This is a genomic window from Anaerococcus octavius (genome assembly GCF_900445265.1).
Lineage (GTDB): Bacteria > Bacillota > Clostridia > Tissierellales > Peptoniphilaceae > Anaerococcus > Anaerococcus octavius.
Genome location: NZ_UFTA01000002.1, coordinates 994,300 through 1,019,562, shown reverse-complemented (window position 1 = coordinate 1,019,562; position 25,263 = coordinate 994,300). Strand labels below are relative to the sequence as shown.

Sequence of the window (25,263 nt, the reverse complement as noted above, 5' to 3'; positions counted from 1 at the left end):
GTCAGAGGAAATCAAGATGTATAAAATAGGAATTTACATGAGATTATCTAAAGAAGATTATGAAAAAAATGAGGAAAGTAATAGCATAAAGAATCAAAGACAATTAATCTTATCATATATTGATAAAAATTTTTCTGATTTTTGTGTAGATAATAAGATTGAATATATAGATGACGGTTATTCAGGTATGAATACAAATAGACCTGCTTTTGAACGATTAATGGAAGATATAAGAGATCTAAATACCAATTGTATTATTGTAAAAGATTTATCTAGATTTTCAAGAGACTATATTGAAACTGGAAACTATTTAGAAAATATTTTTCCCTTTTTAGGAGTAAGATTTATCTCTATCAATGATGGATTTGATAGTAAAGATAATTGTAATGGAACCATTGAAATTGACACTCAATTTAAATCATTACTTTACGATTATTATAGTAAAGAACTTTCAGAAAAAATAAAGCTTACTTTGAATTCACTAAAGTCAAAGGGAAAGATAATTAACGAGGCACCTTTTGGTTATGTTAAAGATCCAAAAAATAAATACAAAATCATAAAAGATGACATATCTGCTAAAGTAGTAAGAAAAGCTTTTGATATGATATTAGAAGGACATTCTCAGGGAAGTATAGCTAAAAATTTTAATAAGGAAAAATATCTTACAGGATCTGAAAGAAAGAGAGTATTAAGAGGAGAAAGTCTAGAAAATTATAAAAAGATTTTGTGGACCACAGGACAGATAAGTAGAATTCTAAGAAATGAATCTTACACAGGAACATTTTTATATAATAAAACATACAAAACTCCAATAAGAAAAAGTATACCAAGACCTAAAGAAGAATGGGGCAGAATAGAAAATGCTTTTGAACCAATTATTTTCAAAGAGGAATTTAATAAAGTTCAAGATATATTAAATCAAAGATCGTTTCCAGCTCATAATGATGCAAGAGATGTAGATAGCCCTCTTAGGTTAAAAGTAAGATGTGGTGTATGTGGCCATAAAATGAAGTTTGATTACAGAGCAGTTGTTGGTAAAAATGAAAAGAAATATGACTGTAGATTTAGATGTAGAGTATGTAGCTTAAATTCAAAGTCAAATTCCATTAGTTCAAACACAGTCGAAAGTTATGTGTTGGAGAGTCTAAAAAGAAGAGGTGTAAAATTAGAAGAAAGAAAGACTATTAAAAGTAAAAAAATAGATCAAGGAAAAGTGAATGCACTAAAATTTGAAATACAAAAGAACTACGAGTTATATTTAGATTCTAAACTTACACGAGAAGAATTTCTAGAAATTAAGAATAATATAAATGAACAATTAAGTAGTTTAAAAAAGGAGTCTGAAACTAAAGATAAATTAGAAAATATTACTATGTGTAATACAGACTTAAAATTAACTAATGAAATTGTTGAAAGTAACATCAAAGAAATTATAGTAGACGCCTCAAAAAATATAGAAGTTATCTATAAATAATGTGATATAATTATAAGCAATAACTTGACACAATAGGGTAAATCTACTTCTCTCTACTCTTTATTAGAAGAATTAAACAATGAATATGAAAATATAATTACAGTAGAAGATCCAGTAGAATACAATATAGAGGGTATAAATCAGATAAATATAAATGAAAAAATAGATTTTACCTTTGCTATGGCCTTGCGCTCTATTTTAAGGCAAGACCCAGATATAATTTTAATTGGGGAAATAAGAGATTACGAAACTGCACAAATTGCAATAAGAGCAGCAATAACCGGTCACTTAGTTTTAACAACTCTCCATACAAATAATGCTTTATCTTCAATAATCAGATTAAAGGATTTAGGAGTGGAAAATTATCTGTTATCATCTGCAATAAATGCAGTAGCCAGCCAAAGACTTGTAAGAAAACTATGTGATTGTAAAACTCCTGATAAAATGACAGACTTGGAATATAACCTTGCAAGAAAGTATATGGATATTGATAGAGATAAGGAAATTTATAGACCAAATGGTTGTCCAAAGTGTAATGATGGATATAAGGGCAGAGAAGCTTGCGAAGAAGTATTTATCCTTACAGATGAGTTTCGAGATATGGTTAGAAACAATCAAATAGACCTGGTAAGTGTAAGTAACTTTGCAAAAGAAAATAATTTTATCCCAATGGTTGCTAATGGTCTTCAAAAAGTTTTTAATGGAACCACAAGTTTTGAAGAACTGATAAATGTAATGTATGATCAAATATAGTAAAGGACTTAGAGTAAAATTTGCATAATACATCAATTAAATATGGTATAATAATATGCGTATTTTTATTAAAACTTTGGAGGTCCTATGACATTAAATGATATTATGGCAGCTTTGGGAGTGGTAATTAATGGTATCCCCCAAGCGCTTTTAGCTTTATCTGTAGGTTTTACTGCTTTTCCAACTTCACTTGGATTTGCGGTTGGGGTAATTGCTTGTGCGATTTTACAATCACCGATTCCAATTTCCATGCAAGCAGAAACTATTGCCCTAGCTGGATCTTATGGTGATGATGTAAGTGAAAGATTATCAGTAGTTTTTTGGGCAGGAATTATAATGACTATCCTAGGAATTACTGGTAGTTTAAATTATATTGTTGATTTAGCTGGAGAGTATGTTCTAAATGGTATGATGGCTGGAGTTGGACTTATCCTTGCAAAAATTGCGGTAGATGGTCTAAAGCTAGAAACTAGAATGGTAAGTCTTATTTCTATACTGACAGCCTTTATAACTTATTTTATATCTGGTAGAAATCTTGTTTATACAATAATAATTTCTGTAATTATTTCATCAATTTATGCAAATGTTATGAAAATGGAAATAGGCAAAGGCATTAAAAATGAAGAAAGAAAACTTTCAGTAAAAAAACCACTTTTAAATAAAAAAGTAATTAGGGGTGGACTTTCCCTAGCTTGCTTAACCATTGGGGCAAATATTGCTTTTGGAAATATTACTGCATCTTTATCAAATGGAAATGTTACTGCAAACATTGACCATTTAACAGTTTATTCTGGTATTGCTGATGCTATTTCTTCATTATTTGGTGGAGCACCAGTAGAAGCAATTATTTCTGCAACTGGAGCTAGTGATAATCCAGTAAATTCTGGAATTTTAATGATGGCTATCCTTGGGGCAATTATGTTTATGGGACTTTTACCAAAATTAGGTAAATATGTGCCAGGAGAATCAATTCATGGATTTTTATTTGTGCTAGGTGCCTTAGTTACAGTACCTACAAATGCAAATCTTGCCTTTGCAGCAGGAGGGGATAGAGCCTTAGTTGCAGGTGTAGCAATGGCAACCACTGCAGCAAGTGATCCGTTTGTTGGACTTGTCGCAGGAGTTATTCTTAAATTTATTATTTTATAGGAGATTTTATGGAAAATTATAAGTTAGAAGTATGTGGACTTAAAAGAAATTTACCTCTTATACAAATATCAGATGATTTGAAAATTGCATCATTTGTATTATTAGGAGATGCAGAACTTGCAGAAAAAGCAGGATATGAACTAAGCAAAAAAGTAGATGCTGATATTATCCTTACTGCAGAAGCTAAGGGTATAGAGCTAGCTCATGAAATAGCAAGAAACCTAGAAGAAAAGTCCTTTATAGTAGCTAGGAAATCAGAGAAATCTTATATGGATAATCCAATAAGTGTAGAAGTAAACTCTATAACTACAGCAAATACTCAAAAATTATTCCTAGACTTTAAAGATGTAGAAAAAATAAAAGGAAAAAGAGTAGCTCTAGTAGATGATGTAATATCAACCGGCCAATCTATAGCAGCCCTAGAAGCTTTAGTAGAAAAATCGGGTGGGAAAGTAGTTCAAAAACTTGCTATCCTTGCAGAAGGAGATGCGGCTGATAGAGAAGATATAATCTATTTAGAAAAACTTCCTTTATTTGAAATTTAAGAATTTTTAAGACTTCCAAAGAAATTTGGAAGTTTTTTATTGATTATAAACAATACTACTTTAGTAGTAAATTTTATAATGATTTAAAATCTTGATTATTTTTGGTAAACTTTTTTGGTTTTGGGTATATATTATAATAACGACATAAAAAGGATAAGAATAGAAGAAAGGAATAATAATAATGAAAATAACTATTGGAGATTACATCCTTAAAAGACTTAAGGAATTAAATATTAACCACATAATAGGAGAGCCAGGAGATTTTAACCTAGAGTTTTTAGAACAAATTTCAGAAGATGACGATATTGAATTTGTTGGTATGAGCAATGAGCTAAATGCTGCCTTTGCCGCAGATGGCTATGCAAATGAAAATGGTATTTCTGCGCTTATGACTACTTATAGCGTAGGTGATCTAAATGCTTTGGGTGGTATTGCAGGATCTGTTGCAGAACATAGACCAATTATAATTATTTCTGGTACACCACCTTTATTTGCTATGAGAGAGCGAAAAATGACCCACCATACTCTAGCGGATGGAGATTATGAAAATGTACGCCGTGCTATGAATGAGTTTGTGGATGATTCTGTTTTAATTACTCATGAAAATGCTAGATATGAAATAGATAGACTTATTGAAAGAGCAGTAAGATATAGCAAATCAGTAAACATTGAATTACCATCAAATATTGCTTATTTAGATATCGAAATCGAAGATGACTTAAAACCAATTGAGAAAAAGAAAACTAAATCAGATGAAGAAAGATTAGAAGCAGCTGCTAAAAAAATTGCTCAAAGATTTGAAAGTGCTAAAAATCCTGTAGTTTTAATTGATGAAGCAGTTGCTAGGTATGATGTAGCTGATGAAGTTCTTGAATTAATCGAAAGAGCCCAAGTACCATTTGCAGCTTTAGCAACAGCAAAAGCATATTATAATGAGTCTCATCCACTATATTTAGGAATTTATCAAGGAGATGAGTCAGATGATGGAGTTCAAGAAAAAGTAGAAAATTCTGATTTCTTAATCTCAATTGAGCCAGTATTTATGCAGGCAAATAATGGTGAATTTACATCAAAATTACCAGAAGATTCTATAATAATAAACGCAGATTATACAAAAATAGGTGAGGAGATCTTTGAAGCAGTTTATGTAAATGACTTAGTAGATCTAGGACTTAAAAATATTTCTCAAAGAGAAAAGATCGAAAGTGTAAGCCAAACAAAAGAAAAAGAATTTAACTTTGATGCTGATAAACTCATCAGACAAGAAGATTTTTATGCCCAAATTGCAAGGTACTTTAAAGAAAATGATGTGGTTTATGGTGAAACTGGTACGGCAAGTCATGGACTTACAGAAATAAAAATTCCTGATGGAGTAAAACTTGTAAGAAGCCAAATTTGGGGATCAATTGGAGCAATGTTACCTATGCAAATGGGTGGAATGCTTGCAAGCCCCGAAAAACGTCATATTCTATTAATTGGAGATGGCTCATTCCAAGTAAGTGCCCAAGCCTTATCAAGAATGATTTATAACAAACAAAACCCAATTATTTTCTTAATAGATAATGATGGATATACAATCGAACGTTTTATCATGGGAATGAAAAGAGATTATAATGATATTCCAAAATGGGATTACTCATTACTACCTCAAGCCTTCAGTAAGGGTCAATCAAATATGAAAACCGCTGAGGCAAAAACTCAAGGAGAACTTGAAGAAATATTAAAAACCCTAGATGACGTAGATGAAGGAATCATAATTACAGTTTACATGCACCAAGAAGACTCACCAGAAGTAATGGTAGGCTATGGAAAAAATAAAGAAGACTTTAACTTTGGAAAAAGAGGTCCAGAAAATCCAGAACCAGACTTTAAGGCTTAATATAAAAAACTGCAGATTTATTTCTGCAGTTTTTCTTTATTTATTTATTTCGAATATATTTCTAAGTCCATATAGACCTAGGTTCGGGATATTTTTAAAATCATATTTATTAGTTTCTATCAAATTTGCATTTGATCCAGTTATGATTATAGATAAGTGATCTTTATCTAGTGAGTATTGGTCTACAATCTTTTCGACCATGCCAGTGATTGCAAAATTGTAGCTATAGTATATGCCACTTTGCATAGCATTTTTTGTATTGTTAGCTAAAACTTTCTTAGTTTTTTCTATTTCTACCTGGGGCAATTTTGCGCTTTCTTGGTAAAGAGATTTAGCATATAAATCTATACCTGGAAATATAACACCACCTCTAAACTCATTTTTATTGCTAATAAGATCTATTGTTGTAATAGATGAGGCAGAAATTATTATTAGATTATCATCGAAATTTTTTGCTCCAACAGCCCTAATAATTCTATCAGATCCTACTTCTTTAGGATTTTCACACTTTATATTTAAGCCAGTTTTAACTCCTGCTGATATCAAGATAGGACTTTTGCCAGTAATATTCTTAGAAACTTCTTCGTAAATTTTGCTAAGCTCTGGTACTACTGATGAAATGATTATCTGATCTATATCATTAATGCTAATATTTTTATCTTTAAAAATTAATTTGATAAATACTTCAATCTCATCAATTGATTTATTTTTATCACTGATAAGATTAAAATTTTCTAGTAAATTTTCCTTATTAAAGATTCCAAACTTAGTAAATTTGTTTTCTATATCTATAGCAAGTAACATTTATATCCTCGTTTTACTAACAGCTTTTATAACTCCTGTTGCAATAATTACTGATAAAAATGCTTCTGGAATACCTGAAGTTATAGAAACGCCAAGTATAGCTGATTTTGCATTTTCTAGTGGAATATTTAAAGCTTCCACATATTTTTGAGCATATATTAAATAAATCCCACCTAACACCAAAATTGTATTTGTCATTGACCCTACAAAGGCTCCAACTGCAACTGGGAAGTCTTTAGTAGAGTTTTTAATTGAGTAATAAAAAAGTCCTAAGCAAATAATAATCAATATAATTACTAAAATAATATTTACTTTTGAAGCACCACTACTAATATTTTTATATAGCAAATAAGCTAATAAAAGTAAAAGCACAGACCAAAGTATTTTTGAAGCTGATTTTAAATTTTTATCATCTAATTTTTTTACTGCCCTATAGGAATAATAAGATGTAATTCCAATCAAAATTCGTGGGATAATAGAGATTAGGGGATTGTAAAATACAAAAGATACAGGGTTTGGTCTAACTATTGCATTTACTAGAGAAGATACTCCAAAAATAAGTCCGACTAAAGCTCCCACAACTGGTCCTTCAACGATTGCGGCAATTATTACTGGTATATGCATAGTTGTTGCATTGATTATTCCTAAAGGAATAAGACCAAGTGGTGTCATGCCAAGAACTATTGTTATAGCTCCAAGAACTGCAGCAGTAACTAATTTTCTGCTGGAAAGAGTTTTTTTATTCATTTTTACCTCCTGATACGGTTCATAAATGATACCGTTCATATATTTAAACTCGTTAACTTAAACAATCATTTTATAAGCTAGGATCGTATGTATCCTGCCTTTATGATTATTTAAGTCATTTAGATTATAGCATATTGAGCAGTATTGGCAAATAATTAATATATCAAAGAAAAATTTTCTGCAAAAATGGTATAATATTGCTAGACTTTTAAAAAGAGGATATTATGAAAAATATGAAAACAGCTAATCATGTTGCTATAATCTTAGATGGCAATGGTCGTTGGGCTAAAAAGCAAAACAAACCAAGAACTTTCGGCCATAAAAATGGAGCGGAAAATGTCGTGGATATAGCAATACACGCAAAAAAACGTGGGGTTAAATATCTCACCTTATACGCTTTTTCTACAGAAAACTGGAAGAGACCAGCTAGCGAAGTAGATTATTTAATGAAACTAATGATTAAATTTATTGATGATAAAATAAATCAATTAATGAATGAAGATTGTAAACTTAACTTCTTAGGAGACCTATCCGCTTTACCGACAGCAACTCGTAAAGCTATAGAAAAAGGAGTGGAAAAAACAAAAAATAATAAATCTTTGTTTGTAAATATTTCTGTAAATTATGGTGGTAGGGATGAAATAGTCCATGCTGTAAAAGATATTATAGAGGCTGGCTATGATAAAAATATGATAGATGAGAAATTAATTTCAGACCATTTATACACTAAAGGTATTCCAGATCCTGATTTGCTTATTAGACCAGGTGGAGAAACGCGTATTTCAAATTTTTTGATATATCAAATTGCATATTCAGAGCTTTATTTTACAGATGTATTATGGCCGGATTTTGATGAGGCTGAGCTAGACAAAGCCTTAGAAGAATTTTCTAATAGAAATAGAAGGTATGGAGCTATTGATGAATCTGATTAAAAGAACTTTAGGTGGAGCTTTAATTTTATCTATTTTAATTGCAATCACCTATTTTGGAAAATTTAGTCTTGCTATTGGATTTACAATTTTTTCTTTAATAGCAATCAAAGAACTAACAGATGCTTTTTCTAAGGTAAATTTTAAGTTTAATAAAATTTTGCTATATATTTGTGATATATTAATAATGGCTTCGAGTTTTTGTGAGCAAAGTGATTTTTTTTCTATTAGCCTAAGCTTATCTTTTGCTATCATTGCTAGTATTTTAATTTTTGATGAGCATAGAAATTTAGAAGATATTCTTGCTCACATATTTATTTTGATTTATGTAGCTGGACTAATGGGAACAATAGTAAAAACTAAAGATGTAAAATTTTTATGGATGCTATATATAACCGCTTGGGGATCAGACACTTTTGCTTATTTAACTGGGTCCCTTATTGGTAAAAGAAAAATAGAATCAGTAAGACATATTAGTCCAAATAAAACTCTAGCAGGATCAATTGGAGGGGTTGTTGCTGCCGTTGTTTTAAACTTAATTTATAATCATTTTGCAGTATTAGATTTAAATACTAGCTTAATTGTTATCTTTTCGGCATTTGGAGCAATTCTTTCACAAATAGGAGATTTAGTAGCATCATATATAAAAAGAAAAACAGGGATAAAAGACTTTGGAAATATAATTCCAGGTCATGGAGGCATCATGGATCGTTTTGACTCTATGATATTTATAGCACCTTTATTTTATTTATTTTCTGTTTTGTAAGGAGAAAGAATGGGAACAATTATTATTGCCTTAATAATGTTTTTGGCTTTGGTTACTATCCATGAGTTTGGACATTTTATTGTGGCAAAATTATCAGGTATAAAAGTAAATGAATTTGCAGTTGGCATGGGTCCAGAAATTTTTAGCAAGCAAAATGGTGAAACAAAGTATTCACTAAGAGCTCTACCAATTGGTGGATATTGTGCTATGGAAGGAGAAGATGAATCTTCATCAGATCCTCGTAGCTATGACAACGCTCCTGCTTTTAAAAGATTTTTAACTATACTAGCAGGACCTGCTATGAATTTACTTTTAGCAGTTATAATTTTTACTATAGTAATCTTTAATAGTGGAACTAGTACTAGGTTTGTAGGAGGGTTTTCTGAAGATTCTCCAGCAAAAGAAGTTGGTATAAAAGTCGATGATGAAATAGTATCGATAAATAATCATAATATAGATGAATTTACTGATATTTCAAAAATTTTAAATGATTTTTATGTAGACAATTCAAAAGACACGCCAGTTGAAGTCCTAGTAAAGGATGGATCTATTGGTAAAACAAAAATTTATAATATTAATCCGACTTTTGAAAATGATATTCCTCTACTAGGAATATCTTCAAAAATGAGAAATGTTAGTTTTGGAGAGGCTATAGTACTAGGTTTTAAAGAAACCGGCCTCAACATTAAAATGATTTTTAGTATTTTGGGCATGCTTTTTACTGGTAAATTATCATTTGGATCTCTTTCAGGACCAGTTGGTGTAGTAAAAGAAATAGGCAATCAAGCACAAAATGGAGTAATGAGTGTGCTTTATTTCTTGTCATATATAAGCGTAAACCTTGGTATATTTAATTTGATACCATTTCCAGCTCTCGATGGATCAAAACTTGTAACCAATCTATATGAAATGATTACTAAAAAAAGAGTTAACAAAAAAATTGAAGAAAGAGTTACTATCGTTGGTTTTATAATATTAATTAGTTTAATAATTATAATCACAATTAAAGATGTATTTACACTTTTTTAAGGAGATGTAATGAGAAAAGGAACTAAAAAAATTTACGTAGGAGATGTTGCAATTGGAGGTGACTCTCCTATTTCTATCCAATCAATGACTACTGCAAAAACCAGTGACATTGATGCAGTTGTTAAACAAATTAATGCTTTAGAAAAAGCAGGATGTGATATTTCAAGGTCAGCCATAAATGATATGGATGATGCAAAAGCAATAAGCGAAATCAAAAATAGAACTAATTTGCCGTTTGTTGCTGATATCCAATTTGACTATAAACTTGCCCTTGCAGCAGTTGAAAATGGTTGCGATTGTTTAAGATACAATCCTGGAAATATTGGCAGTGAAGAAAAGGTAAGAGAAATAGTTGAGGTTTGCAAGCAAAGAAATATACCAATTAGGATTGGTGTAAATTCCGGATCGATTTCTAAAGAAATAGTGGATAAATTTGGTGGAGTAAATGCAGATAGTCTTGTAGCTAGCGCCATGGAAGAGATAAAAATACTACAAGATATGGACTTTTATGATATGAAAATTTCTGTAAAATCATCTGATGTAAATACTATGATAGATGCTTATAGAAAATTATCTTCAAAAGTTGATTATCCATTGCACCTAGGAGTTACTGAAGCGGGTCCCATTTACCAAGCGCTTGTAAAATCATCAATTGGAATAGGTTCTTTATTAAAAGATGGCATTGGTGATACTATACGAGTTTCTATAACAGGCGATCCAGTAGAAGAAGTAAAGGCAGCAAAAACAATTCTAAAGTCATTAAACTTACGCCGTGATGGGCTTGATATTGTTTCTTGCCCAACCTGTTCAAGAACAACTGTGGATCTTCAAAGAATAGTTGCTGAAGTAGAAGAAAAAGCTCAAGGACTAAATATCGATGCCAAAGTAGCCATTATGGGATGCCCTGTAAATGGACCTGGAGAAAGCAAAGAAGCTGATTATGGCATTTCTGCTGCGAACGGTATGGGGTTCTTATTTGAAAATGGAAAAACAATAAAGAAAGTTAAGGAAGAAGAAATAGTAGATACCCTTTTAGATGTTTTAAAAGAAAGCTATAAGAATGAATATTGATTTAAGCGAATTTGTCGACATCAAAGAAAATGAATATACAATAACTAATGCTATTTATAATAGAGAAAAAAATGAGCTAAAATTAACTATAGAATCTGACTTAGATCATTTTGATGAGAAGGTTAGGGTAGAATTAGATAATTATTTATCTTTTGTTACCCTTACTATTGAATTTATAAAATTAACCCCAGATATAGAAGAAGATTTTTGTGGAAATGAAATTGAATCTGATATAAATGAAGTTGAAATTATAGAGGATAAAGATTTAGAAAAAAAACCAAGAGAAATTGTAGAAACAAATCAAGAAAATTGCGAAGAAGATCCTTGTGATCAGCTGAGAGATAAGAAAGAAAAAGATCTACAAGCTCGCATAAGCCATGCTATAAATCTAAGCCATAGCAAAGAAGAAAAAAAACAAATTGAACCTTTAGATGGATTAGACTTTGGTAGTAAAATTAAAAATGAATCTATCCATATTGCTGAAATTTACGATAAAAAAGGCTTACAAGTTTCCTTGATAGGGACAGTTTACAATTTAGATGTTTTTGAAACAAAAAATCATTATTTTATTTATACCTTTGACCTAGAAGATAATACAGACGCAATTTCTTGTAAGATATTTTCATCAGAAAAAAACAAAGATAAGCTTAGACTTTTAAGAGATGGAATAGCAGTTCAAGTAGAAGGTGTTTTAAATTATGATGACTACGCTCATGAAGAAGTTTTTACTGCTAGATCTTTAAAAGATGCAATTATCAGTAAAAAAGTCGATACAGCTTATGAAAAAAGAATAGAGTTAGAACTGCATACAAAAATGACTAACTTAGATGGTTTTGTAGATAATACTGATATTCTAAGAATTTTGGATGATTGGGAATGGGATGCTATAGGTATAACCGATACAGAAACATTGCAAGGCCTTCCAGATTTATATGATGCTATAAATAAAAAAGGCAAAAAAATGCTACCAGGTGCTGAGCTTTTGCTAGTAGAGGATGAACTTAGAATTTTGACTAATCTATCTGATAATCCGGTTCCAAAGACAAAGGATATAAGGGATCAAGAATTTGTAGTATTTGACTTAGAAACTACAGGACTATCAAGATTTAAGGATAAAATTACAGAAATAGGGGCTGTTAGAGTAAAAAATGGAGAGATAAGCGAAGAATTCAACGAATTAGTAAATCCAGAAAAGATAATACCAGAAAAAGTCATAGAATTAACTGGTATTAGCAATGAAATGGTAATGGATAAGCCAAAAATAGATGAAATATTACCTAAGTTTTTAGAATTTGCTGGTGATGCTATTCTTGTTGGTCAAAACTCTGACTTTGATATTGGATTTGTTAAAGAAAATTCTAAACAGTTAAATATAGAGTTTTCTCCAATTTATATGGATACTTTGCCAATGGCACGTGCTCTATTTTCTGACATGGGTAGGTTTTCTCTAGATAAAATTGCCAGAAAATTAAATATACCAGCTTTTAACCACCATAGAGCTAGCGATGATGCTAGAGCTACTGCTCAAATTTTTATCAAGATGTATGCCATGATAATGGACCAAGACCTCGATTTATCTATTATAAATAAGCTAGAAACTCATTATCCAAAGGCTAAATTTGAAAATTTTTCTACTCTTGTTTTTGCTAAAGATGAAGTAGGACTTAAAAATTTGTATAAATTAATATCTAAATCAAGAATGGAAAACTTCAATTCTGAGGCCAAGACTCCTATTTCACTTATAAAAAAATATAGGAAAGGATTATTAATAGGAAGTGGTGGTCATGATGGTCTGTTATTTAATTATTTATTAAATGATTATCCACAAAATAAAATTGATGAATTAGTAGATCTATATGATTTTTTTCAAGTAGAACCTCTAGGCATTTTTGAAGACGATATTGAAAAAGGAAGAATAAGAAATTTTGACCAAGTCATCGAAATAAATAAAAAAATAATTGACCTAGCAGAAAAAAACAATAAGTTAGTTGTGGCTACTGGAGGAGTTAGATATCTTAAAGCTCGTGATTATATTTTAAGAAATATTCTTCATAAGGGACAATTTGTTAGATACCACGAAAATAATCCTCTATATTATCTTAGAACAACAAATGAAATGTTAGATGGATTTTCTTATTTAGACAAAGACAAGCAAAGAGAAATAGTTATTGAAAATCCTAAAAAAGTATCAAATCAAATTGAAAATATAAGGCCTATACCTCCGGGAACATTCCCTCCAGTAATAGAAGGTTCTGATGAAAAACTTAGAAATACTTGCTTTGAAAAAGCACATTCTATATATGGAGAACCTCTACCCAAAATTGTAGAAGACAGATTAAATAAGGAATTAAACTCTATAATTTCTAATGGATATGCAGTGCTTTATATAATAGCAAAGGATCTAGTAGGAAAATCCAACGAAGATGGATACCTAGTAGGATCACGTGGATCTGTCGGTTCATCTTTTGCTGCAACCATGGCAGATATCACTGAAGTAAATCCTCTATGCCCGCATTATGTTTGTCCAAATTGTAAACATAGCGAATTTTTTGAAGAAGATAGGCTAGGTGCAGGTATAGATTATCCGGATAAAAAATGTCCGGAATGTGGCACAGAAATGAGAAAAGATGGACACAATATACCATTTGAAGTATTTTTAGGTTTTGAGGGAGATAAGGAACCAGATATAGACTTAAACTTTGCTGGAGAATACCAACCAACTATCCATAAATTTACAGAAGAATTATTTGGTGAAGGCAAGGTATTTCGTGCTGGAACAATAGGAGCTATCCAAGATAATACAGCCTTTGGTTATATCAAAAAATATTCTGAAGAGTACCATGAAGAATTTACTAATGCCCAAATCAGAAAACTTCAAAGAGGTCTTAAAGATGTAAAAAGAACTACCGGCCAGCACCCTGGGGGACTAATTGTTGTTCCAAATGATATAGATATTTTTGATATAACACCTATCCAGTATCCAGCTGATGATCCAGCAGGTGATATTAAAACTACACACTTCACCTATAACATGATGCATGAAACTTTATTAAAACTTGACCTATTAGGCCATGATGTGCCTTCCATTATCCGTGCCTTACAAGATTTAACAGGCACAGATCCATTACAAATAAAAATGGGTGATCCAAAGGTAATGAAGATTTTCTCATCAACTGAGCCCTTAGATATAAAACATGATTTTTCAAATAATGAAATAGGTACTTTGGGAATCCCAGAATTTGGGACGAATTTTGTACGTGGCATGCTTAAAGAAACCTATCCAACAAAGTTTTCGGAAATGACTCGTATATCAGGTTTATCCCACGGGACTGATGTGTGGAATAATAATGCCAGAGACTTAATTATGAGTAAAACTGCAAACTTTAATGAAATAATCTCAACCCGTGATGATATAATGAACTCCCTTATTCAACAAGGACTTGATAAGAAAAAGTCTTTCCAAATTATGGAGATAGTAAGAAAAGGTAAGTCCTTATCAGAAGAACAAGTTGACTATATGAAAGATAACGGTGTGCCAGAATGGTATTTAGAATCTTGCTTAAAAATTAAATATTTATTCCCAAAAGCTCACGCTGTAGCTTATTGTTTAATGAGTTATCGTATAGCTTATTATAAGGTTTATTATCCATCAGCTTTTTATGCAACTTATTTTAATACCAAAGTTTCTGATTTTGCATATTCAGTAATAATAAATGGATTAGAATCTATTCAAACAGCCTTACACAGTTACAAGGAAAGGTTTGATTTAACAGCTAGAGATGAAAATATCAGAAAAGTATTAGAAGTTGCAGAAGAAATGTATGCTAGAGATATAAAAATAGATAAGGCTGATTTATATAAGTCAGAGGCTACAAAATTTATATTAAGTGAAAAAGAAGGATATATATTGCCTCCATTATCAGCTGTTGATAATGTTTCGGAAGCCATGGCATATGATATTGTAAATGAGCGAGAAAAAGGAGAATTCATTTCTGTTGAAGATTTAAATAAAAGAACAAGTGTAAATAAAAATGCTCTAGAAAGCTTAAAAAGCTTTGGAATTATAGAGGGCATGGGAAATGAAAATCAAATGAGCTTATTTGATGGGATGTTTTAAATAAAAAACTGCTATTTAAAAATAGCAGTTTTTTTATGAATTTAATGGTGAAAATTCAGTTGCTGTATAAAATCTTTTTTTATTACCTATACCGAAAACAGATATTTCTACTTGTGGGTAGTTTGTCAAAAGGGATTCTAGTTTTGGATCATAATAAGTAGTTACTAAATCAGAACTTTCTTTTTTTAGATTATCTTCTTTAGTTACCTTTTGACTTATTTTTAAATTAATAGATCCTAAGTCACAGCAACCCATTCCACGTTCTATATCTTCTCTGATGAAGATTTTTTCTATATTATTTTTTTTAATATAATCTTGAGCTTTTTTTGTATATATAAATCTCATTTATATTTCCTTTAAAAAAAGGGGAGAATAGATCTCCCCGATATTACCTTAGTTTAATATGATGTTTGCAATTCTATCTTTATTTTTACGTGATTTTTTTACTGTTAAAACTGCAACAACTAAACTAATTATTGCTCCTATAATGTATGCAACATTGTAGCTTGCTCCAAATCCTACACCCTTATCACTAATAATAAATGAGAATACGATAAATGTATAGAATAATTGTGGAATAAGTGCAATCCAATAGTTTTTGCCGTTATATAATAGGTAGCTTGTAGCTGTTCCTAGTGCAAATATTGCAACTAATTGATTTGTAAATCCGAAGTATCTCCATAGTAAGTTAAATCCATTTGGATCTGATTTTGCCCAAACAAGAATTAAAATAGCTGGGATAAATAGTACTGTAGCAACAGCAATTCTTTTTGCTGGAACTTTTTGATCTATATTCATTTCTTCTGCAACTATAAGTCTAAGTGATCTAAATGCTGTATCACCAGATGTAATTGGAAGAACAATTACTCCGATAATAGCAAGAAGTCCACCAATATTACCCATAAAGTATCTGGAAATTTCACCAACCATTAAAGTGGCTCTAGTATCTAATGGAGCAATTTCTTGTGAGAATATAACCATAGCACCTGCTGCCCAGACCATAGCTATGACACCTTCAGCAATCATTGTTGTATAGAAAGTTTCTCTGTTTTCTTTTTCACTAGCAACAGTTCTAGAAACAAGTGTTACTTGAGAACCGTGAAAACCAGAAAGTATACCACAGGCAACCGTAATAAAGAATGCTGGGATAAATCTTTGCCCAAGTGGATGTTCACTTAAATATCCAGCTCCCGCAAATTCGAGATTAGCAGAACCTTTTGTAAATATTCCAATTAAAACACCAATAGCTGAAATAATTAAAAATGCACCAAATAATGGATAGACTCTACCGATAAGTTGATCGATTGGAAGAACTGTAGAAAGTATGTAATATAAGAAAATAAGTCCGTATATAATCCATATTCCTTTAGAGCCCTCTGGTAAACCCATAACGTCATTTGCAAGTAAATCACCAGGAGTATAAACAAATACAGTACCTGTTAAAAGAAGCAATATACCGATAACTACATTATAAACTTTTCTAGTACCGTTTCCCAAGTATTTTCCAACAAGTTTTGGAACTTGAGCTCCGCCATTTCTCATAGACATAGTACCTACTAGAAAATCATGAGTAGCTCCTGCTATAACACAGCCTATTGGAATTGCTAAAAAGGCAATTTTTCCGAAAAGAATACCTTGAATAGGACCTAAAATTGGACCGGTACCTGCAATATTCAATAGGTTAATGAGCCAGTTTTTCCATTTTGGCATAGCAACAAAATCAATACCATCTGCTTTTGCTACAGCTGGTGTTGGTCTATCATCTAGATCAAGTTGGTTTTCAACATATTTTGAATAAAAATGTCCACCAACTAGGAGGATAACAAGACCAATAATAAATAATGTCATATAAGACCTCCATAAATATTTATATTGTGCTTAAATTATAAACATTTTATTAATATATTGTCAAATGAGTTTGTAAATAATTTATCATACAAATACATTAGTCAATTAATACTTTTTGAATATCTAAATAGCTTAAGAATTGATAAAATCAAACTAAAAAGTATAATTACTACTATAAAAAGAGTGGGCAGAGTTATCCGCTCTTTTAATCTGTATAGGCAAAGGATGGTAAAATGGATTTAATAACAACCCTTAAAGAAACCTTTGAAGATGATATAAAAAATTTAGGATACGAATTAGTTGATATAGAATTTAAAACATCAAAGGAAGGAAAAACATTAACATTTTTCATCTATAATGAAAGTGGAATTACAATTGATGATTGTGAAAAAGTAAGCACATATTTAGATGAAAAACTAGATGAGCTAGACCTTATAAAAGGCCAATATTATTTAGAAGTTTCTTCACAAGACTTATCAAGACCTTTAAAAACTGATCGAGATCTTGAAAGAAATAGTAATGAGTTAATGAAAGTTACTATGAAAAATGGAGAAAGCTTCTTAGGTTATATATATGAAATAAGGAAAAATAGTCTTGTCTTTACTTTAAATAAACAAGAAGAGATAGAAGTTGAAAAAGAAGATATAAAACAAATAAAAATTGAGATTGTGTTTTAAGGAGATCCTATGAATGAAGAGTTTATACTAGCCCTAGATGAGCTAGAAAAAGATAAAAACATTGATAAAGATGTCATCTTGGATGCATTAGAAAAAGCTCTTGTAAAAAGCTATCAAAAAAACTATGACAATGCAGAAAATGTTGATGTCATGGTAGATAAACAAACAGGCGATATAGAAGTATTTGCTTTAAGAGAAGTTGTTGATGATGTAAATGACAATATCAACGAAATTTCACTAAAAGAGGCAAAAGAAGAAGTAGACAGTAACCTAGAAATAGGAGATATAGCTAGAATAAAAATCGCACCAAAAAATTTTGGTAGGGTAGCTGCTCAAACAGCAAGAAATATAGTGATCCAAAAAATTAGAGACGCACAAAGAGACTCTGTTTATGGAGAATATCTAGATCGTGAAAATGAAATGATAACAGGTACCATCCAAAGACAAGATAACTACAATCTATATGTAAATTTAGATAAAATTGAAGGAATAGTACCTTTAAAAGAACAAGTAATAAGTGAAGAATATATACCAAATGAAAGAATGAAGTTCTTAATAAAAGATGTTAAAAATTCTTCGAAAGAACCACAAATAATTTTATCTCGTTCTAGTGAAAATTTAGTTACAAGACTTTTTGAGCTAGAAGTGCCAGAAATAACCGAAGGAGTTATAGAAATCTATTCTATAGCTCGTGAATCAGGATCTCGTACAAAAATTGCTGTATTTTCAAATGATGAGGCAATAGACCCAGTGGGAGCTTGTATAGGATATAAGGGAGCTCGTGTAAATTCAATAGTTGATGAATTGCAAAACGAAAAAATAGACATAATTAACTATAACAAAGATATAGAAGAATTTATATCAAATGCCCTATCTCCAGCAGACATTATAGAAGTATTAATAAATGAAAAAAATAAACAATCCTTAGTAGTAGTAAATGATCAACAACTATCACTTGCTATAGGTAAAGAAGGACAAAATGCAAGGCTTGCTGCAAGACTTACAGGCTGGAAGATAGATATAAAATCAAAAGAAGATTTTGATAAAATGACCAATGAAGAAATTGATGAGATACTAGGATTAAATCAAGATAGCCAAGAAGTTATGCTTGATAAAGATTTACTAGAAAATCCAGAAGATATATCAGATCAAATGGTTGAAAAAGACGAACAAATCATCGAAAATGCAAGTGATGAGTTTTCTAATCAAGAATTAGAAGATGTTACTAGTGAAACATTAAATGAGATTTATGAAAATGATGAAGATTCACTAAAAAATCAAATTGATGTAGATGAAAATCAATTAGATGAAGTATACAATGATGAATCCGATCTAATACCACATAGAGAAGGTGATCAAGAAGATGAGGATCAGTAAAAAATGAAAAAAACAAAAAAGGTTCCCCAAAGAAAATGCATAGTATGTGGTAATCTTTATGATAAAAATGACCTACTAAGAGTTGTAAAAAACAAAGACTTAGGTGTTGTAATAGATGAAACAGGAAAACTTAATGGACGTGGAGCATATATTTGCAAAAATAATGAATGCTTAAAAGAAGTTAAGAAAAATAATAAGCTCAATCGTGTATTTAAACAAAAAATAGATGATAAACTTTACGAGGAGTTAGAAGCTTATGAAGTAAAATGAGGTGAAATATATGGCTGATAAAATTAGAGTTTACGAACTAGCAAAAGAACAAGGAATGCCAGCAAAAAAAATGGTTGAACTTTTAAATGAAGAATTTGGACTAGCAATAAAATCTCATATGTCGAGTGTAAGTGGTGATGACTTAGAATTGATAAAAGAGTATTTTAAAGAAAACTCAAAAGAAGATAAAAAATCAAAAGAAAAAGAAGATTTAAAAGAAAATTCAACCAGTAAAGATCAAAAAGTTCATGAGAAGAAAAGCAATAAAAATACAGATAAAAAATCAAATATGAAGAAAAATAATAATAAAATCATGTACGATGAAATGGATGATTACGATGATGACGAAAGCATGCACGGATCAAAACAAAAAATCGGAAAATCAAATAAATTAAAAAATCAAAATAAATCTAAATCAAAGAAAAACTTTGACAATGACGATGATAATGAAGATTTTAGACCAAAAAAATCTAATAAAAATCGTAAGAAAAAAAATAAAAAGTCAAAATCAAATAAGGTAAATAATCAACCAGCAAAATCTAACGAAGACAATGGAAAAATAGAAATACCAGAAATAATTACTGTTAGTGCTTTTGCAGAAAAAATCGGTGAAAATTCAAATGCTGTTATTGGGAAATTGATTCAACTTGGTGTAATGGCTGGTCTTAATGATACAATTGAATTTGAACAAGCAGAATTGATTGCTATGGACTTTGGTAAAGAAATTGTTTTAGAACAAGAGTTCTCTGCTATTGAAGAGCAAGCAATTGATCTTGACTACGAAGATCGTGAAGAAGATTTAATAACACGTGCTCCAGTAGTTTCTGTAATGGGACACGTAGACCATGGTAAAACATCTATACTTGATGCAATTAAAAACACACGTGTAACAAGTGGTGAAGCTGGCGGTATTACTCAACATATAGGTGCATATTCTGTGGATTTAGACGGTAGATCTATAACATTTTTAGATACTCCAGGTCACGAAGCCTTTACAGAAATGAGGATGAGAGGGGCTCAATCAACAGATATTGCAATATTAGTTGTAGCAGCAGATGATGGAGTTATGCCACAAACTGTAGAAGCTATAAACCACGCAAAAGCTGCTGAGATTCCAATAGTAGTTGCAGTAAACAAAGTAGATAAAGAACAATCTGACCCAAATAGAGTAAAACAAGAACTTATGGAATATGGACTTGTTTCTGAAGATTGGGGAGGAGATACAATTACAGTTGATGTATCAGCAAAAACAGGACAAGGTATAGAAGAATTACTAGAAATGGTTCTACTTGTTGCAGAAATGAGAGAATTAAAAGCAAATCCAGATAGAGATGCCGTTGGTCTAATTATAGAAGCACAACTTGATAAAGCTCGTGGACCAGTCGCAACAGTTTTAGTACAAAAAGGTACTCTTCATGAAGGAGATAATGTTCTTACAGGATCAGCTTCAGGTAGAATTCGTGCTATGTTTGACTCAAAAGGAGAGGCTATAAAAGAGGCAGGTCCATCAGTTCCAGTGCAAATCTTAGGATTATCAGATGTTGCAGAAGCAGGAGATAAAATATTTGCAGTAGAAGATGAAAAAACTGCCAGAGCCTATGCAGCTCGTGCCGAAGAACAAAAAAGAGAAGAAAGACTTATGGCCAAAGGTGCTAGCCTTGAAGATCTATCAGGAGAAGCTGCTGAAGGTGAGTTAAAAGAATTAAATGTCATCGTAAAAACAGATGTAAAAGGTACTGTAGATGCAGTTAGCCAATCACTTCTTAAACTATCAAATGAAGAAGTAAAAGTTTCGGTTGTAGCTGGAGCTGTAGGTGGTATTACTGAATCAGATGTACTTTTAGCCCAAGCTTCTAATGCGATTATTATCGGATTTAACGTTCGTCCTACACAAGGAGCAATGGAGCGAGCAAAAGATAATAATATTGAAATAAGAACATATAGCGTAATATATGAAGCAATAGAAGATGTAGAAAAAGCTATAAAAGGTATGCTCGATCCAGAATTTGTAGAAGAAGTTCTAGGACGTGCAGAAGTACGTGATACATTTAAAGTACCATCTGTAGGAACTATTGCAGGTGTTATGGTAACAAATGGTTCTATACCAAGAAGAGCAAAAGTAAGACTACTTCGCGATAACGTAGTAATCTTTGATGGTGATATTTCATCAATGAAAAGATTTAAAGATGATGCCAAAGAACTTGCCAATGGCTATGAAGGTGGTATTGGTTTAAATAGATTCAATGATATTAAAGTAGGAGATGTAATGGAAGCCTACGAAATAGTCGAAAAAGAGAGAGACTGAGATGAAAAAAATAAGAACTGAAAGAATTGGAGCAGAAATTCAAAAAGAATTATCAAAAATAATTAGAGATGATTTAAATGATCCAAGACTATCAGATACTGCAACAGTTTCAGTAATAGAAGTAAGGGTTACAAATGACCTTTCTTTTGCTGATTGCTATATATCAGTATTAGGAGATAATGCAAAAAAAGATGATGTTCTAGATGCTTTAAACCAGGCAAAAGGTTATATAAAAATGCTAATAGGAGATAGGATGAGACTTCGTTCTATGCCAGAATTTAGGTTTAAGCTAGATGAATCTATTGAATATGGTGCTTATATGGAAAAACTCATTAAAGAAACTATAGCAAAAGATGAAAGGGCTCACGAAGATAATGATAATTTCTAGTGAAGACTTAAAAAAAATAAAAGACCTAATAGACCAAGCAGAAACTATAGGAGTAGTATCCCACGTTAATCCCGATGGAGATAACTTGGGATCTTCTCTTGCCTTTGCACGAACATTAAGAAACTATGGAAAAGATACTGAAGTTTTAGGACATGATAGCGTAGATGATTATTTGAAGTTTTTACCTGATTTAGAATATTATAAAAACGACTATAAAGATTCCTACGATTTATTGCTAATCTTGGATGCATCAGAATTAGATCGTATAGGAGATGCTCAAATTGTAGCTAAAAATTCGAAAAAAACTGCAGTAATAGATCATCATTTAGGTGGAAAAATCACTTCTGATTTAAATATTATCCATCCAGAATCTCCAGCAACTTGCCAATTGATATATGAAATAATTGAAAATTTGAATCTTCCACTAGATGAAAAAACAGCAAGTTTATTATTTACTGGTATTGTTACAGATACAGGTAGATTTATGTACTACGATACAAATCGAGAAACCTTTGAAATAGCTGGAAAACTAATTGATGCTGGTGCAAATAAGGATAGTATTTACCAAGCCCTATACCAAAACAAACCTATAAAAACATTGAAATTTGAAACAAATTTAATAGCAAACGCTGAATTTATGGATAATAAAGTTTTTGCAGTATCATCAAAAGAAAAAGTAAGCGAATTTGGTGTTCAAATGGGAGATAGTGAGCATGTAGTAAATATACTTAGAGATTTAGAAGGTATTGAAGTATCTATGCTATTAAAAGAATACGATAATGGAGAATACAAAGTATCAATGAGGTCTAAAGGTATAGATGTTTCTAAAGTTGCTAGAGCTAACGGTGGCGGAGGTCATGCAAATGCAAGCGGGTTCTCAATATTTGATGATAATTTAGAATCAGCAGCTAAAAAAGCTCGTGATATCTTAAAAGAAATATAAATGATAAGTGGAATTATAAATATAGATAAAGAAATGGGCATATCTTCTAATAAATGTGTGAGCCTAGTAAAAAAAGCTTTAGATACAAAAAAAGTAGGTCACACTGGAACTCTTGATCTTGAAGCAGAAGGAGTTTTACCAATTGTAATTGGTAAAGCTACTAGGGTTTCAGATTTTTTGATGGATGAAGAAAAAGAATACATCACAAAGGTAATTTTTGGAAAAAGAACTGATACCTTAGATTATTCTGGAGAAATTGTAGACACATCAGATAAAACTTTTAGTAAGGAAGAATTAGAAAAAGCTATAAAAGATTTTACGGGAAATATTATTCAGATCCCCCCAATGTACTCAGCACTTAAAGTAAATGGGCAAAAGCTATATGATTTGGCGAGAAAAGGCATAGAAGTCGAAAGAAAAAAAAGAAAAGTTACGATTTTTTCTTTTGAGATAATAGATTTTGATTTTCCGTTTGCTAGCTTTAAAATTGTATGCTCAAAAGGAACATATATTCGAAGCTTAATTGATGATTTGGGTGAATTCTTAGGGACTTTTGCTTATGTAGATAGATTAACTAGATCAAAAGTAGGAGACTTTTACATTCAAGATGCAATCAAGTCTCAAGATTTACTGGAATTAAGCAAAGAAAATATTTTATCAAAAATAAAGCCTGTTGACTTTGCTCTAAAATCTTATCCAGAAATAATTCTTGATAAATCTTATTTAAAACAAGCTACAAATGGTATGACTATGCAAGTTAATGAAATGAAAGTTGATAGCTTGTATAGGATTTATGTAGAAAATGTTTTTATTGGACTTGGTAAAGCTCACAAGAGTAAAGACAAATATTTTCTAAAAATGGAGAAAGTATTTTATGAGAAATAATATAAAAATTTATGACCTAGATATGGGTATGACGGATTTTGAGCCTAAAGCTATAGCATTGGGTAACTTTGATGGAGTACATATTGGTCATCAAAAATTAATTGGAAAAAATATTGAAATTGCAAATCGACTAAATTTAGTTCCATCAGTCCTACTATTTAAAGAAAATAGCAAAAAAACTTTAATTGATGAAAAAAATTACTTGACAAGTTTAGATGATAAAATTGAAATTTTAGCAAAAATGGGCATGGATACATTTTGTATTTTGGAATTTAATGAAGAATTTAGATCTTTAAGTCCTAAAGAATTTATAAGTAAAATTCTATATCAAAAGTTAAATAGTAAATATATAGTAGTTGGTGAAGATTATCATTTTGGAAAAAATGCTCAAGGAAATGTAGACACTCTTAAACAAAACCAGGATGAATTTGGCTTTGAAACAAAAATTGTAGATTTTGAGCTAGATAATGGTAAAAAAATATCATCTACTGATATAAAACAATTAATAAAAGAAGGAAATATCAAGCTTGCAAATAAATATTTAGCAAGACCTTATAAGATAATTGGTCATGTTATTGATGGACACAAAAGAGGTCGCACTTTAAATTTTCCAACTGCAAATTTAAAAACGAACTTTTCCTATACTCTTCCTAAAGATGGAGTTTACTTAACTCGTGTAAATGTAAAAGGTAAAAATTATTTTGCCCTAAGTAATGTAGGGTCAAATCCAACCTTTGGAAATGATAATAGAAAAGTAGAAACATATATCCTTGATTTTGACCAAGACATATATGGAGAAAATATTTCTATTGAATTTTTGGAATTTTTTAGAGATGATATGAAATTTAATTCAGCAGATGAACTTATAGATCAAATGGAAACGGATAAACAATTAGCTATAGATGCAATAAATGACAAGTATTTGTAACTTTACAAATGCTTTTTTTATTGGTATAATAAATTAGGTACCTTGGCTTTGTAAACGAAACCTCGACTTTTACTAGGTCAAAGGCATATATAAATATTTAGGAGGAAAATTATGTTAACACAAGAAAAAAAGACAGAACTAATCAAAGAATATCAATTAGGAGAAGGAGATACAGGTTCTCCAGAAGTACAAATAGCTATTTTAAGCTATAAAATTAAAGAATTAACAGAACATTTAAAAGCTAATCCAAAAGATCACTCTTCAAGAAGAGGACTTTTCAAAATGATTAGACGTAGAAAAGGTTTATTAAACTACTTAAAAGCCAACGATATCGAAAGATATAGAGCTATTATTGAAAAAGTAGGCATCAGAGGTTAGA

Annotated in this window: 23 protein-coding genes; 19 read left to right on the top strand and 4 right to left on the bottom strand. The window is 30.8% G+C overall.

From position 1 onward, the window contains the following. The first annotated feature begins 16 nt into the window (after positions 1-16). From DY249_RS05135 to DY249_RS05115, 5 genes are all read left to right on the top strand, one after another. Positions 17-1,474, top strand: a complete 1,458-nt coding sequence (locus DY249_RS05135) for a recombinase family protein (protein ID WP_115595399.1) — start codon at positions 17-19, stop codon at positions 1,472-1,474. A 93-nt stretch (positions 1,475-1,567) separates the two neighbouring features. Then, on the top strand, positions 1,568-2,227 hold the full coding sequence (locus DY249_RS05130) for a GspE/PulE family protein (RefSeq protein WP_425450981.1): 660 nt from the start codon (positions 1,568-1,570) through the stop codon (positions 2,225-2,227). An 87-nt stretch (positions 2,228-2,314) separates the two neighbouring features. Continuing rightward, entirely contained in the window at positions 2,315-3,376 is a 1,062-nt protein-coding gene (locus DY249_RS05125; protein WP_115595398.1) for a solute carrier family 23 protein, read from the top strand. Positions 3,377-3,384: 8 nt separating this feature from the next. Next, complete coding sequence (locus tag DY249_RS05120; RefSeq protein WP_115595397.1) at positions 3,385-3,921, top strand: phosphoribosyltransferase family protein; 537 nt, start codon at positions 3,385-3,387, stop codon at positions 3,919-3,921. A 181-nt stretch (positions 3,922-4,102) separates the two neighbouring features. Beyond that, on the top strand, positions 4,103-5,800 hold the full coding sequence (locus tag DY249_RS05115; RefSeq protein ID WP_115595396.1) for an alpha-keto acid decarboxylase family protein: 1,698 nt from the start codon (positions 4,103-4,105) through the stop codon (positions 5,798-5,800). 36 nt (positions 5,801-5,836) lie between these two features. Here DY249_RS05115 and DY249_RS05110 read toward each other — a convergent pair whose 3' ends face one another. Both DY249_RS05110 and DY249_RS05105 read right to left on the bottom strand, forming a co-directional pair. Beyond that, entirely contained in the window at positions 5,837-6,604 is a 768-nt protein-coding gene (locus tag DY249_RS05110) for a type III pantothenate kinase (RefSeq protein WP_115595395.1), read from the bottom strand. Next, positions 6,605-7,351 carry an ECF transporter S component gene (locus DY249_RS05105; RefSeq protein WP_115595394.1) on the bottom strand — a complete coding sequence of 249 codons (747 nt, stop codon included), beginning with the start codon at positions 7,349-7,351 and terminating at the stop codon, positions 6,605-6,607. A gap of 224 nt (positions 7,352-7,575) precedes the next feature. Here DY249_RS05105 and DY249_RS05100 point away from each other — a divergent pair, with 224 nt between their 5' ends. The 5 genes from DY249_RS05100 to DY249_RS05080 are packed head-to-tail and all read left to right on the top strand — an operon-like array spanning position 7,576 to position 15,263. After that, entirely contained in the window at positions 7,576-8,283 is a 708-nt protein-coding gene (locus DY249_RS05100) for an undecaprenyl pyrophosphate synthase (RefSeq protein ID WP_101540846.1), read from the top strand. After that, entirely contained in the window at positions 8,270-9,046 is a 777-nt protein-coding gene (locus tag DY249_RS05095; protein WP_101540845.1) for a phosphatidate cytidylyltransferase, read from the top strand. Before DY249_RS05100 ends, DY249_RS05095 begins: the two co-directional genes overlap by 14 nt. A gap of 9 nt (positions 9,047-9,055) precedes the next feature. After that, positions 9,056-10,075, top strand: coding sequence for a M50 family metallopeptidase (locus DY249_RS05090; protein WP_115595393.1), 1,020 nt, complete (start codon positions 9,056-9,058; stop codon positions 10,073-10,075). 9 nt (positions 10,076-10,084) lie between these two features. Continuing rightward, positions 10,085-11,146 (top strand): flavodoxin-dependent (E)-4-hydroxy-3-methylbut-2-enyl-diphosphate synthase, encoded by a 1,062-nt coding sequence (gene ispG, locus DY249_RS05085; protein WP_115595392.1) that lies wholly within the window; start codon positions 10,085-10,087, stop codon positions 11,144-11,146. Then, the gene (locus DY249_RS05080; RefSeq protein WP_115595391.1) at positions 11,136-15,263 is read left to right on the top strand and encodes a PolC-type DNA polymerase III; all 4,128 of its coding nucleotides are present in this window, start codon (positions 11,136-11,138) and stop codon (positions 15,261-15,263) included. Before ispG ends, DY249_RS05080 begins: the two co-directional genes overlap by 11 nt. Before the next feature lie 33 nt (positions 15,264-15,296). On the opposite strand, the gene DY249_RS05075 is transcribed toward DY249_RS05080, so the two are convergent. Together DY249_RS05075 and DY249_RS05070 are read right to left on the bottom strand one after the other, a co-directional pair. After that, positions 15,297-15,608 carry a hypothetical protein gene (locus tag DY249_RS05075; protein ID WP_115595390.1) on the bottom strand — a complete coding sequence of 104 codons (312 nt, stop codon included), beginning with the start codon at positions 15,606-15,608 and terminating at the stop codon, positions 15,297-15,299. Positions 15,609-15,656: 48 nt separating this feature from the next. Then, positions 15,657-17,111 carry a carbon starvation CstA family protein gene (locus tag DY249_RS05070; protein ID WP_115595389.1) on the bottom strand — a complete coding sequence of 485 codons (1,455 nt, stop codon included), beginning with the start codon at positions 17,109-17,111 and terminating at the stop codon, positions 15,657-15,659. A 233-nt stretch (positions 17,112-17,344) separates the two neighbouring features. Between DY249_RS05070 and DY249_RS05065 the strand changes: the two genes are divergently transcribed. From DY249_RS05065 to rpsO, 9 genes are all read left to right on the top strand, one after another. Next, positions 17,345-17,788: a ribosome maturation factor RimP gene (locus tag DY249_RS05065; protein ID WP_115595388.1), complete on the top strand. Its 444-nt coding sequence runs from the start codon at positions 17,345-17,347 to the stop codon at positions 17,786-17,788. 9 nt (positions 17,789-17,797) lie between these two features. Continuing rightward, positions 17,798-19,165: a transcription termination factor NusA gene (nusA, locus tag DY249_RS05060; RefSeq protein WP_115595387.1), complete on the top strand. Its 1,368-nt coding sequence runs from the start codon at positions 17,798-17,800 to the stop codon at positions 19,163-19,165. A gap of 3 nt (positions 19,166-19,168) precedes the next feature. Continuing rightward, entirely contained in the window at positions 19,169-19,435 is a 267-nt protein-coding gene (gene rnpM, locus DY249_RS05055; RefSeq protein WP_101540837.1) for an RNase P modulator RnpM, read from the top strand. A 10-nt stretch (positions 19,436-19,445) separates the two neighbouring features. Further along, a complete protein-coding gene (gene infB / locus DY249_RS05050) occupies positions 19,446-21,740 on the top strand; it encodes a translation initiation factor IF-2 (RefSeq protein WP_115595386.1) in 2,295 nt (764 codons plus the stop codon). Between the two features lies 1 nt (position 21,741). Next, positions 21,742-22,128, top strand: a complete 387-nt coding sequence (rbfA, locus tag DY249_RS05045) for a 30S ribosome-binding factor RbfA (protein ID WP_101540835.1) — start codon at positions 21,742-21,744, stop codon at positions 22,126-22,128. Beyond that, on the top strand, positions 22,115-23,071 hold the full coding sequence (locus tag DY249_RS05040; RefSeq protein WP_245943532.1) for a DHH family phosphoesterase: 957 nt from the start codon (positions 22,115-22,117) through the stop codon (positions 23,069-23,071). Before rbfA ends, DY249_RS05040 begins: the two co-directional genes overlap by 14 nt. Next, positions 23,072-23,956: a tRNA pseudouridine(55) synthase TruB gene (gene truB / locus DY249_RS05035; RefSeq protein ID WP_101540833.1), complete on the top strand. Its 885-nt coding sequence runs from the start codon at positions 23,072-23,074 to the stop codon at positions 23,954-23,956. Then, positions 23,946-24,884: a bifunctional riboflavin kinase/FAD synthetase gene (locus DY249_RS05030; RefSeq protein ID WP_101540832.1), complete on the top strand. Its 939-nt coding sequence runs from the start codon at positions 23,946-23,948 to the stop codon at positions 24,882-24,884. Before truB ends, DY249_RS05030 begins: the two co-directional genes overlap by 11 nt. Positions 24,885-24,995: 111 nt before the next feature. After that, positions 24,996-25,262 (top strand): 30S ribosomal protein S15, encoded by a 267-nt coding sequence (gene rpsO, locus DY249_RS05025; RefSeq protein WP_101540831.1) that lies wholly within the window; start codon positions 24,996-24,998, stop codon positions 25,260-25,262. The last annotated feature ends 1 nt before the right edge of the window (position 25,263 follow it).

What these genes read in the sequence shown, in the direction of transcription:
- DY249_RS05135 (WP_115595399.1), top strand. Translation starts at nt 17, where the DNA reads ATGTATAAAATAGGAATTTACATGAGATTATCTAAAGAAGATTATGAA.
- DY249_RS05125 (WP_115595398.1), top strand. Translation starts at nt 2,315, where the DNA reads ATGACATTAAATGATATTATGGCAGCTTTGGGAGTGGTAATTAATGGT.
- DY249_RS05120 (WP_115595397.1), top strand. Translation starts at nt 3,385, where the DNA reads ATGGAAAATTATAAGTTAGAAGTATGTGGACTTAAAAGAAATTTACCT.
- DY249_RS05115 (WP_115595396.1), top strand. Translation starts at nt 4,103, where the DNA reads ATGAAAATAACTATTGGAGATTACATCCTTAAAAGACTTAAGGAATTA.
- DY249_RS05110 (WP_115595395.1), bottom strand. Translation starts at nt 6,604, where the DNA reads ATGTTACTTGCTATAGATATAGAAAACAAATTTACTAAGTTTGGAATC.
- DY249_RS05105 (WP_115595394.1), bottom strand. Translation starts at nt 7,351, where the DNA reads ATGAATAAAAAAACTCTTTCCAGCAGAAAATTAGTTACTGCTGCAGTT.
- DY249_RS05100 (WP_101540846.1), top strand. Translation starts at nt 7,576, where the DNA reads ATGAAAAATATGAAAACAGCTAATCATGTTGCTATAATCTTAGATGGC.
- DY249_RS05095 (WP_101540845.1), top strand. Translation starts at nt 8,270, where the DNA reads ATGAATCTGATTAAAAGAACTTTAGGTGGAGCTTTAATTTTATCTATT.
- DY249_RS05090 (WP_115595393.1), top strand. Translation starts at nt 9,056, where the DNA reads ATGGGAACAATTATTATTGCCTTAATAATGTTTTTGGCTTTGGTTACT.
- ispG (WP_115595392.1), top strand. Translation starts at nt 10,085, where the DNA reads ATGAGAAAAGGAACTAAAAAAATTTACGTAGGAGATGTTGCAATTGGA.
- DY249_RS05080 (WP_115595391.1), top strand. Translation starts at nt 11,136, where the DNA reads ATGAATATTGATTTAAGCGAATTTGTCGACATCAAAGAAAATGAATAT.
- DY249_RS05075 (WP_115595390.1), bottom strand. Translation starts at nt 15,608, where the DNA reads ATGAGATTTATATATACAAAAAAAGCTCAAGATTATATTAAAAAAAAT.
- DY249_RS05070 (WP_115595389.1), bottom strand. Translation starts at nt 17,111, where the DNA reads ATGACATTATTTATTATTGGTCTTGTTATCCTCCTAGTTGGTGGACAT.
- DY249_RS05065 (WP_115595388.1), top strand. Translation starts at nt 17,345, where the DNA reads ATGGATTTAATAACAACCCTTAAAGAAACCTTTGAAGATGATATAAAA.
- nusA (WP_115595387.1), top strand. Translation starts at nt 17,798, where the DNA reads ATGAATGAAGAGTTTATACTAGCCCTAGATGAGCTAGAAAAAGATAAA.
- rnpM (WP_101540837.1), top strand. Translation starts at nt 19,169, where the DNA reads ATGAAAAAAACAAAAAAGGTTCCCCAAAGAAAATGCATAGTATGTGGT.
- infB (WP_115595386.1), top strand. Translation starts at nt 19,446, where the DNA reads ATGGCTGATAAAATTAGAGTTTACGAACTAGCAAAAGAACAAGGAATG.
- rbfA (WP_101540835.1), top strand. Translation starts at nt 21,742, where the DNA reads ATGAAAAAAATAAGAACTGAAAGAATTGGAGCAGAAATTCAAAAAGAA.
- DY249_RS05040 (WP_245943532.1), top strand. Translation starts at nt 22,115, where the DNA reads ATGATAATTTCTAGTGAAGACTTAAAAAAAATAAAAGACCTAATAGAC.
- truB (WP_101540833.1), top strand. Translation starts at nt 23,072, where the DNA reads ATGATAAGTGGAATTATAAATATAGATAAAGAAATGGGCATATCTTCT.
- DY249_RS05030 (WP_101540832.1), top strand. Translation starts at nt 23,946, where the DNA reads ATGAGAAATAATATAAAAATTTATGACCTAGATATGGGTATGACGGAT.
- rpsO (WP_101540831.1), top strand. Translation starts at nt 24,996, where the DNA reads ATGTTAACACAAGAAAAAAAGACAGAACTAATCAAAGAATATCAATTA.